The 3,170-nt window shown below is 58.5% G+C and carries 3 protein-coding genes; 1 reads left to right on the top strand and 2 read right to left on the bottom strand.

Features of this window, described 5'->3' with window-relative positions; translation table 11 throughout:
• Nucleotides 1–685: thiamine pyrophosphate-dependent enzyme (locus VFU50_13100; protein HEU5233794.1), on the top strand; the 685-nt coding region annotated here is incomplete at its 5' end.
• 231 nt (nucleotides 686–916) lie between these two features.
• Here VFU50_13100 and VFU50_13095 read toward each other — a convergent pair.
• Nucleotides 917–1,645 carry an SDR family oxidoreductase gene (locus tag VFU50_13095; protein ID HEU5233793.1) on the bottom strand — a complete coding sequence of 243 codons (729 nt, stop codon included), beginning with the start codon at nucleotides 1,643–1,645 and terminating at the stop codon, nucleotides 917–919.
• A 20-nt stretch (nucleotides 1,646–1,665) separates the two neighbouring features.
• A complete protein-coding gene (locus VFU50_13090; protein ID HEU5233792.1) occupies nucleotides 1,666–2,892 on the bottom strand; it encodes a N(4)-(beta-N-acetylglucosaminyl)-L-asparaginase in 1,227 nt (408 codons plus the stop codon).
• Between the last annotated feature and the right edge of the window lie 278 nt (nucleotides 2,893–3,170).

Below are 3,170 nucleotides of genomic sequence, written 5' to 3'. Positions count from 1 at the left end.
CGAACCCACCGTTGAGGCACCTGAGCCTCTGCTCGGCGGTACACAACACAAGCCGCTCATCAGCGATGACAAACTGAAGCAGCTTTACACGGAGATGCTGCGCGTTCGGCAGCATGGGAAATCGCGTTTCAGCAATCGAACGCGCAAACAGAACTGGAAATTTCAGGAGGCTCCGCTGGTGGGTACCACGATTGACCTGCGCGCCGAAGATAGCCTGATCTCGTCGTCAAGTCTTCCCATCACTATCGGAGCGCAACGCGCGGTGCTTGAGGCGGATTCGGTGGTAGCACTCGCAACCGGTGCTGCTCTGCTCCATCGCGTTCAAGCCACGGGCAATCTGGCAGTGGCGTTTGTGGATGCGAACGATATTGCGCGCAATCGCCAGTTCTTGCGCCTCGCGCATGTGCAATCGCTGCCGATTGTTTATGTCCAGGTTGAAAGAGCTTTGCCGAAAACCACTCGGCGGCACACGCAGATTACCTCGATCCCAGTCGACAAAGCAGATGTAGTTGCCATCTACCGCGTAGCCTCTGAAGCGATCGACAAAGCTCGTCGCGGCGCCGGGCCAACGCTGATCCAATGCGTTCCGTTTTCGTTGAAGAAGGGCTCTTCCGCGAATCACCACTCCCAAGATCCGATTCGGTACATGGAGTATTACCTGCGCAAGAAGAATCTCTGGAGATGAGTAACAGAACCGGCGCCGGTAGAGCGGGGTCCCCGGCAAGCGCCGGTGTTGCGGTTGCTGGGGTGCTAGCCGGTGGGTCGGAGATGGCCGAATGGCCAGCTCCGAGCGCAATGACACAGCACGCATGCTCAAGGAACGCAGCCGCAAATACGCGGCTGCCCCAGCGCCTAGCACCCCAGCAACCGCAAAATCGGCGCTTGCCGGGGACCGCGCCTACCGGCGCCGGTTCCGTTAAACCAGGCCCAATCCTCCATCCACCGCGAGTATCTGCCCTGTGATGAAATCCGGGCAGGTGGCGAGGAACAGGACGGACTGCGCAACGTCCGCGGCGGTGCCATTTCTCTGCACCGGCGTCTTAACTGCGAAGTTCTCGAGAACTTCACTGCCGCGAGCCGACTCGCCCTGGTCGATCATGCCTGGAGCGATGCAGTTTACCTTGATCTCCGGCGCCAGCGCTTTCGCCGCGGATTGCGTGAGCATGTGCAGCGCAGCTTTCGACGCGCAGTAATGCGCATGGGTCGCCCACGGGCGAATGCCGCCGAGCGAGCCGATGTTCACGATGCGTCCTTTGTGCGCGCGCAGCTCTTTGGCACATGCCTGCGACATGAAGAAAGCCGCGCGAACATTGACGTCGAACATCGCATCCCATTGCTCGGGCATGATCTCTTCAAAGCTGACGGTTTCGTATGCCCCGGCATTGTTAATCAGGAGATCGAGGCGTCCTAATTTGGCGATCGCTTCCCCTGCGCAGGGCTCGATCGATTTCACATCGCGCAGGTCGCAGCGTATGGAGAAGGTTCGAACGCCTGACTTTGCAAGTGCCGCATTAGTCTGCTCGGCGTCCTTTCCCGATTTGAGATAGGTGAAGGCGACGTCTGCGCCGGCGCGGGCCAGCGTCAATGCGATTTCCTTGCCAATGCGGCGTGCTCCTCCGGTGACGAGAGCGCACTTGCCGGCCAGCGGACGTTTGCTATCGGTGCTCAGCGCTTCTCCTCCACTGCGCGCGGCACCGCAGGCCAGTCGATGGAGTTGCCTTGCAGCAGCGCAACCGTCTGTTCAACCCGCGACGTTCCATCGTGAACGGCAAACTTCAACGGCTGCCCCGAGGGCGTGTTGCTCCAAAGGCTAACTCCAGCGTACTGCCCATCGCGACGCAGTATGAAATAGACCATCTCGATATAGCGCAGGCGGTTCATGTCGTGGTTGAAGTTGCGCACAATGCGTTGCAGCACTTCGAGCCCGGCTTCCTTCGGCGACATCCCGCGACGCATGTTCTCAACAATGCTATGCGCCCCGGCGACTTTGATGTTCTCTTCCCCGCTGCCAGTCGCGCCCGCTGAGCCTACGTCCTGATCGCAATAGCAGCCCGCTCCAATAATGGGAGAATCGCCCACCCTGCCGGGAAGCTTCCACGCCGTTCCACTGGTCGTGGTGGCTCCCGACATCTCGCCTTTTTCGTTTACTGCCGAGACATGAATCGTGCCATGCGGAGGAAACAGAACGTACTCGGCGGCTCGTTCACGCAGAACTGGTTCTATGCCGAAATCGGCCGCCATTTCGATTAACTTTGTGCGCTTCAGTTCAAGTGATGCCTGCGGGCTGGGAGGTTTCCAGCGGGAATCATCCGGGCCTGGTCCCCACCAGTCCTGATTCGAATGCGTCTCCTTCCACAGCAGCCAAATTTTGCGCGAGGCTTTTGTCAGCAGATTTTCGCGTTCATAGCCCATGCGGACCGCAAAGCGTTCAGCGCCCTCGCCCACGAGCATCACGTGGCCGGTGTGACGCATAACATCGCGCGCGACCAGACAAACATTTCTAATATTTCTCACGCCGCCGACCGAGCCGGCTTTACGCGTCGGCCCGTGCATGCAGCAAGCGTCCAGCTCGACTACTCCTTCTTCATTCGGCAATCCGCCAAGCCCGACGGTCTGGTCATTGGGATCGTCTTCTTGTCCTTTGCATACATGAAGAGCAGCGTCGAGCGTGTCGCCGCCATCTTTCAGCATCTTCCAGGCTTCGTCGATCGTTGGCTTCCCTAGAGCTCGGGTGATGATTACAGGGTGGCTGGGAGTGGCAATCTGAATCGTCTGGGAGCGTTGGACGGGTTGATTTCCGTTTTGGGATTGCGCAAAGCTGTCCATTCCAGCGGCCAGGGTTGCCGTGGCGATTCCAGCACTCGACAAGAACTTCCGCCGCGAAAATTCCATGCGCCCTCCGAGATGCGGAAACCGACAAAGCATAAATCACCGACTCGTCGCTGGCTACTCGCGGATTGCTTCCTCTTGTCGCAGCTTGCAGTTGTGTAACACACTCCCACTTCGTTAATCGCAAGGGAAATGAAGGTTCTGTCATCCTTCTATGAAAACAGGCGTACCTGTCCATAGGGATATTGCGGTGGGGTTGCGGACAGACTTCTATGAAAACAGGCGTACCTGTCCATAGGGATATTGCGGTGGGGTTGCGGACAGACTTCTATGCGTGCTCG

It is taken from the genome of Terriglobales bacterium, assembly GCA_035764005.1.
Taxonomy (GTDB): Bacteria; Acidobacteriota; Terriglobia; order Terriglobales; family Acidobacteriaceae; genus Gp1-AA112.
The sequence above is the reverse complement of the archived record's forward strand: the minus strand, read 5'-3'. Positions and strand labels throughout refer to the sequence as shown.

Excerpts from the sequence above, each read along its gene's own strand:
- VFU50_13090 (HEU5233792.1), bottom strand. The coding sequence starts at position 2,892 with ATGGAATTTTCGCGGCGGAAGTTCTTGTCGAGTGCTGGAATCGCCACG.